9 protein-coding genes are annotated in these 4,725 nt (G+C 57.6%); 2 read left to right on the forward strand and 7 right to left on the reverse strand.

Features of this window, described 5'->3' with window-relative positions; translation table 11 throughout:
• Positions 1-374: 374 nt before the first annotated feature.
• The 5 genes from HNP33_RS20675 to HNP33_RS20695 all read right to left on the reverse strand — a co-directional run bounded on the left by HNP33_RS20675 (position 375) and on the right by HNP33_RS20695 (position 2,027).
• Positions 375-713 carry a hypothetical protein gene (locus HNP33_RS20675; RefSeq protein WP_184711741.1) on the reverse strand — a complete coding sequence of 113 codons (339 nt, stop codon included), beginning with the start codon at positions 711-713 and terminating at the stop codon, positions 375-377.
• Positions 706-1,158, reverse strand: a complete 453-nt coding sequence (locus HNP33_RS20680; protein ID WP_184711742.1) for a hypothetical protein — start codon at positions 1,156-1,158, stop codon at positions 706-708. Before HNP33_RS20680 ends, HNP33_RS20675 begins: the two co-directional genes overlap by 8 nt.
• Before the next feature lie 92 nt (positions 1,159-1,250).
• Positions 1,251-1,457, reverse strand: a complete 207-nt coding sequence (locus HNP33_RS20685; RefSeq protein WP_184711743.1) for a hypothetical protein — start codon at positions 1,455-1,457, stop codon at positions 1,251-1,253.
• A gap of 1 nt (position 1,458) precedes the next feature.
• A complete protein-coding gene (locus HNP33_RS20690; protein ID WP_184711744.1) occupies positions 1,459-1,776 on the reverse strand; it encodes a hypothetical protein in 318 nt (105 codons plus the stop codon).
• Positions 1,773-2,027 (reverse strand): hypothetical protein, encoded by a 255-nt coding sequence (locus HNP33_RS20695; protein ID WP_184711745.1) that lies wholly within the window; start codon positions 2,025-2,027, stop codon positions 1,773-1,775. Before HNP33_RS20695 ends, HNP33_RS20690 begins: the two co-directional genes overlap by 4 nt.
• On the opposite strand from HNP33_RS20695, the gene HNP33_RS20700 reads away from it, so the two are divergent.
• Positions 2,026-2,184 (forward strand): hypothetical protein, encoded by a 159-nt coding sequence (locus HNP33_RS20700; RefSeq protein WP_184711746.1) that lies wholly within the window; start codon positions 2,026-2,028, stop codon positions 2,182-2,184. The genes HNP33_RS20695 and HNP33_RS20700 overlap by 2 nt on opposite strands.
• 161 nt (positions 2,185-2,345) lie before the next feature.
• Here HNP33_RS20700 and HNP33_RS21140 read toward each other — a convergent pair whose 3' ends face one another.
• Positions 2,346-3,560: a hypothetical protein gene (locus HNP33_RS21140; protein ID WP_233464642.1), complete on the reverse strand. Its 1,215-nt coding sequence runs from the start codon at positions 3,558-3,560 to the stop codon at positions 2,346-2,348.
• 59 nt (positions 3,561-3,619) lie between these two features.
• Positions 3,620-4,366, reverse strand: coding sequence for a methyltransferase (locus HNP33_RS20710; RefSeq protein ID WP_184711747.1), 747 nt, complete (start codon positions 4,364-4,366; stop codon positions 3,620-3,622).
• A 103-nt stretch (positions 4,367-4,469) separates the two neighbouring features.
• Between HNP33_RS20710 and HNP33_RS20715 the strand changes: the two genes are divergently transcribed.
• On the forward strand, positions 4,470-4,725 hold a 256-nt coding region (locus tag HNP33_RS20715), incomplete at its 3' end, for a hypothetical protein (RefSeq protein WP_184711748.1).

Raw genomic sequence — 4,725 nt, forward strand, 5'->3', positions numbered from 1 at the left:
CCTCACCTCCAGTGCCGCGAGCGCGGATGTGTATTGCTCCAGTTCTTCTATGAAAAACGGCCAGTGACCGTTTTCCGTGTAGTCACCGCCCAATACTTGCTTTGCCATTGAGAGGATCTTTTGTCTATCAATCATCGGAGTCTCCGTTAAAGCTTGGTGCACAGTCTGAGCACATGCAGTGGCGTGTTGGAGGATGTGGCTCCGTATGATTGGATGCGCACCTGTGGGCCTTGGCGGCTTGCCAGGTGAGCCAGCGTCGCTGGGTGTCCGTTGCCACATAGTCACCATGTTCGTTCCGGGAGATCCAGCCAATGCCGCGCACATAGATACCGTTTTCGGTGAGAACGTGCTTCTCAAACGCCTCACGGCTTGGGTCAGGGGTTGTCATTGGTGGTTCCTTCTATCCTGGCGATGGTTGCGCGCGCTTCTTCATGCCATGGCCTTGCCACATGTTTCTCAAGCTCCGCCGTCTTCAATGCTGATTTGAGAATCGATAGCAATTCAGGCGAAGCTGCTATCAAGCGAGCATTTGCTTCGAACATTTCGGCATAGGCCAGAGCTCCGCGTTTGCTTTCACCGTGAACGCAAGCTATGGCCTGTCTACCGCCTATGGTGCGTTTCCCGTCCACTGTGTGCTCCGAGGAAATATGCCACCATGGCCCGTTTAGTCGCTCAGCCTTCGTCCAAGGGCCTGGCGTATGTAAATTACTCATTGGTGGCTCCTATTCCGTGTGCGGCTTCAACTCGCCCGCATACCTCTGCGAACTCGGTAATATCAACCGGCTCTTGTCCGTACATTTCAATGAACAGCTCCGCAATCTGCTCAGCCGTCAGCGGCTCCCGCTCAGGTGGGGGAGGGGCGGCTGAGAGGGCATCGCGTGCCACGATCTGAGCATCGCCTGCAAAGTGCTTGTTGCGCGGGTCGGCTAATCGCTCAAGCGCAATTCGCCACCCATCCGGCACAGCCTGCCGTGCTGATAGCTGGGCCTTGAGCTGCTGTATCTCGGCGTGCTGGCGGCGTAGCTCAGCGGCGGCAGAGCGCTCCAGGGCAACCACAGCGGGGTTGCAGCCTTCGCATTCGTCGATTTCTGCGTTGCCGATCAGACTGTCTGCCAGCCGCAGCGCTTCGGGCTGTGCTTCTGTCTTGTCGTCGGGCATGGTGCTCTAGTCCTTAAAAATCCAAATCAGCACTGCTGCAACGCAGATGGGGCCGACGATGTAGTTGCCGATGGCTTGAATTACTTCGGGGGTCATGGTGCCTCCTTGGGGGCGGGCTGAATAGGCACAAGAATGCGCGCCTGGATGCAGCGGGGAGTGTTTACAGGAAACATGACGCCAATGTTCTTGGCAACATGCTCACACTGGCTCACTTCCTTGAAGTAGATTGGTTGCATGAAGCTACTGCCACTGCTGACGCCGCCAGTTGCGATCAGAATCCACACAAGCATTTCGGCCATCTCAATCCTCCTTCTTGGCCTGGGCGCGTTGCGGCGTCATGCGAAGTGCCCACCAGTCGCGGTCTGGAGACTCTGCGTTATCTGCTTCCATGGCTACCATCAGGGCGATAAGCGCCATGCGGGTGCGACTTGAGCGGCCTCCGCCCATGCCTGGGCAGCAGAATTCAATCGACCCGCCCTGGGTTTCATCCCAAACCGACACATAGACATCGTTGTCAGAATCCAGGCCCACGCGAAGATGGGCCTCGGGGCTCATGTCGCCGAGACGGCCTACGTCGCGGGCCTTGGGCCACTTGATTGGGGTGTCGTCAAATGTCATTGGTTGCTGTCCTTCTGTGGTTTGATTCGCCTGCGGCAGCGCTTCTCCAGGTCTTGCTGCCACTCGCGCAGCTCGGTTGATGGGTCGCGGTAGACACGGCAGGTCGGGTCTTTCACGTTGACGCAGGTCACGTATGTGAAATTTGGGCCAAGCTCGCGCGCCCATGCTTCGCACTGCTTGAGCGGCATGGTGTTGCCAGCAGCTCCGATCAGACCGTTGAAGATGAAAGCAAGCATCCAGATGTCATCCATGGGACTGGCCCTCCTGCGCCTGGGCGCGCTGGGCGGCTTCATTCGTCAGGTGGTCGCGCAAAACCTTGTCGCGCAGAATGAAAATGATGTGTCCACCTTGTCTTTTGGCTGTTCGCACAAGCAGGTTGCGGTTTTCAAGGTGCCGAAGCTGGATTAGAGCTGCACGCGGACTTAGCCCGGGCATCAAGCCTGAATGGAGATGCAGTCGCACCTTTGCTGCTTGTTCGATCAGAACTTCCCAAAGCTCAGGCCCAAACCAGTATTTGGCATGGCCCACAGGGTCATCCTGGCGGATTGGCGGTAAGTGGATAGGGCTGCTCATGCTGCACCATCCTTTCCGGTAGCGGCATTGCCGCCTTCCTGGGCTGCAGCCATGGCGGCGCGGCGCTCCAGGTCTCGGTCGGCATAGGTTTTCAGAGGCAGAGATGGGTTTTGGTGCCAAAAGTGCTCGTGAACCCAATAGCCAAACATAGTCACCTTGTACCGGCCAAAGCCGCAGTTCTCTACAACGCCCAGGTTAGCCAGCCGCTTTACAGCTTCTTTCCCGATGTCGAAACTATCGTCGTCCTCTACTGTTTTGATGAAGCGGCGCAGCAGGTGCTGGTCAGCTTCCTGCAGGTACGCAATGGGCGCATCAGCGGGCTGGGCCTGGGGCAGCGGCGAGTGCTTGGGCTTGGCTGCTTGCTTTGCCCGGATAGCATCCACCTTGGTCCAGATGCGGGCCAGTTCCGTTTCGCCCGCCTGGTGCATGTCCAGGCCGTTGGCCAGACACAGCGCGGCCAGGGTGACCATCACGCCGCCTGCCTCCTGGACTGGCTCACCTATTGGGCGGCCGAACACGTAGTCCACCAGCTGATGGGCTTCGCTGGCAGTGCAGCCGCAGGATTGCACCAGCTCCAGCGCCTCTTCAAGAAAGCGGTGGTTCCGTTCCTCGCGGTCTCCAGCGATCACCTCGCCGAAGCACTCCATGAGCCAGGGTTGCACGCGCTGCTGGAATGAGGGCTGGGCCTGGGGTGCTGTGGGCGCGGAGATGGTGTCAACAATTCGGCGTGCGATGAACCCCTCCCAATGCTCATTCTTTGGTGGAGTCTCGTCACCGCAAAGGATGCTGTAGACGGCTTGAACGCGAGGATCCTCAAACTCGACTGGGGGCGGTGTGATTTCGAGCACGTCGCGAGCATCGGAAACTGCATTACTCAGCGGCTCCAGGTAGCCTTCCAGTGCTTCTGGAATCTCTGCGCAAGCATCAACGATCTTTTGCAAAGCCTCTTTCAGCTTGGCCGCGAGCGAATCAGGCACAGCCACTGCTGCGGGCGCCTGTGCTGCCACCGCCTGGGCATCTGCGCGAACATATTCAATGCCGTGGCCAGTTGCGTTGTTAGGGCTCCATGTCACTTCGCCTAGTTCTGCGAAATTGACCTGCTCGGCTTCTTCAACACCCAGATCCAGCCAGATTCGCTCTGGTGCGGTGCGTGCTGCAAGGGGAAGATCGGCAGTCTTGAGGGGAGCGGAGGATGGGGTAGGTTCAGCCATGGTGGGCTCCATAAATGGAAATGCCCGCTCAGGGCGGGCTAGGGTGAGACGGGCGGGGGTTAGGCTGGGATGACAGCAATGACGGTGTTCACGCCGGTTCCGCTTGCCTTGAACGAGTTTTCTGGCAGCGCCTCAATATGGCCGCCCCGATCCTGTACAAATTGGTTGAAAGTCTTTGTTCTGGCATCGGTGCGGAATGTGACACCTGCAGCCATGACCGAAACCAACAGACCGCCCGGCTTGAGAAACTGATGCGCGTGCATCACATGCTTAATGTCCGCCTGCTTCAAGAACGGCGGATTCATTACCACGCGGTCATAGACAGGGAGTGGATCAACGGTCAAGAAATCTGCGACTGTGGTTTTCCCGAGTTCGTGAGGTGCATTCATGGCTAAGGAGAAGGCATTTCCCTGCTGAATCTCATAGCAATCAACCACTGCGCCTTCTGCAGCACAAGCCCAGGCTATTGCACCTTGTCCCGCACTCGGCTCCAGCACATGCATACCTTGTTTGATCTTGGACAACTCCAGCAGCCGCGCAACGACAGCGGGAGGCGACGGGAAGAAGTTGAATTCATCCTTGGGGATGTCGATGGACCCGGTAAGAAGAACTTGCTCGATCCGCTCTGACGCATCGCCGTCAAACACATGGGCCTTGGCCTTCTTGTTCCACTTGCCTCCAGCCGCTTCGAGGACCTTATTTGTCTTCGTGTAGAGGGCTCGGTCAAGCTGGCCGGCCAGGAGAACATTGGAGCCATCAACTTGCGCAGCGCTGAGAACTGCCAGAACGTCAGTAGATACTTGCATTGGAAATCCTTTGGGGCTATGCCCAGTAAAGAAGAAGCCCACCCTTGATTGCTCAGGGCGGGCTGTGAATAGGTGCCCACTGGGGGCGGTAGACTAGCGGGCTATGACTCTCTACGACTCGATGCTTGGTGCTCTACGTGAGCACTGGAAAGCCAATGACAATGCCTATCCGCAGTGCTTTGAACTGACCAAAATTGCCCTGGATGACTTGAATGCAGGTCGAGCTCTGGTCAGGAAGACTGTTGGACTGAAGCCACTAGAAGGCAATGACTTCCACGAGTTCCACGGCGTCAAGCTCGTAGTCGGAGAGAGCAATGCGCTAGTTGCCAAGGATGGGACGCGGGTTCTTTTGGTCAGCT

It is taken from the genome of Comamonas odontotermitis (genome assembly GCF_014207855.1).
Lineage (GTDB): Bacteria > Pseudomonadota > Gammaproteobacteria > Burkholderiales > Burkholderiaceae_C > Comamonas > Comamonas odontotermitis_A.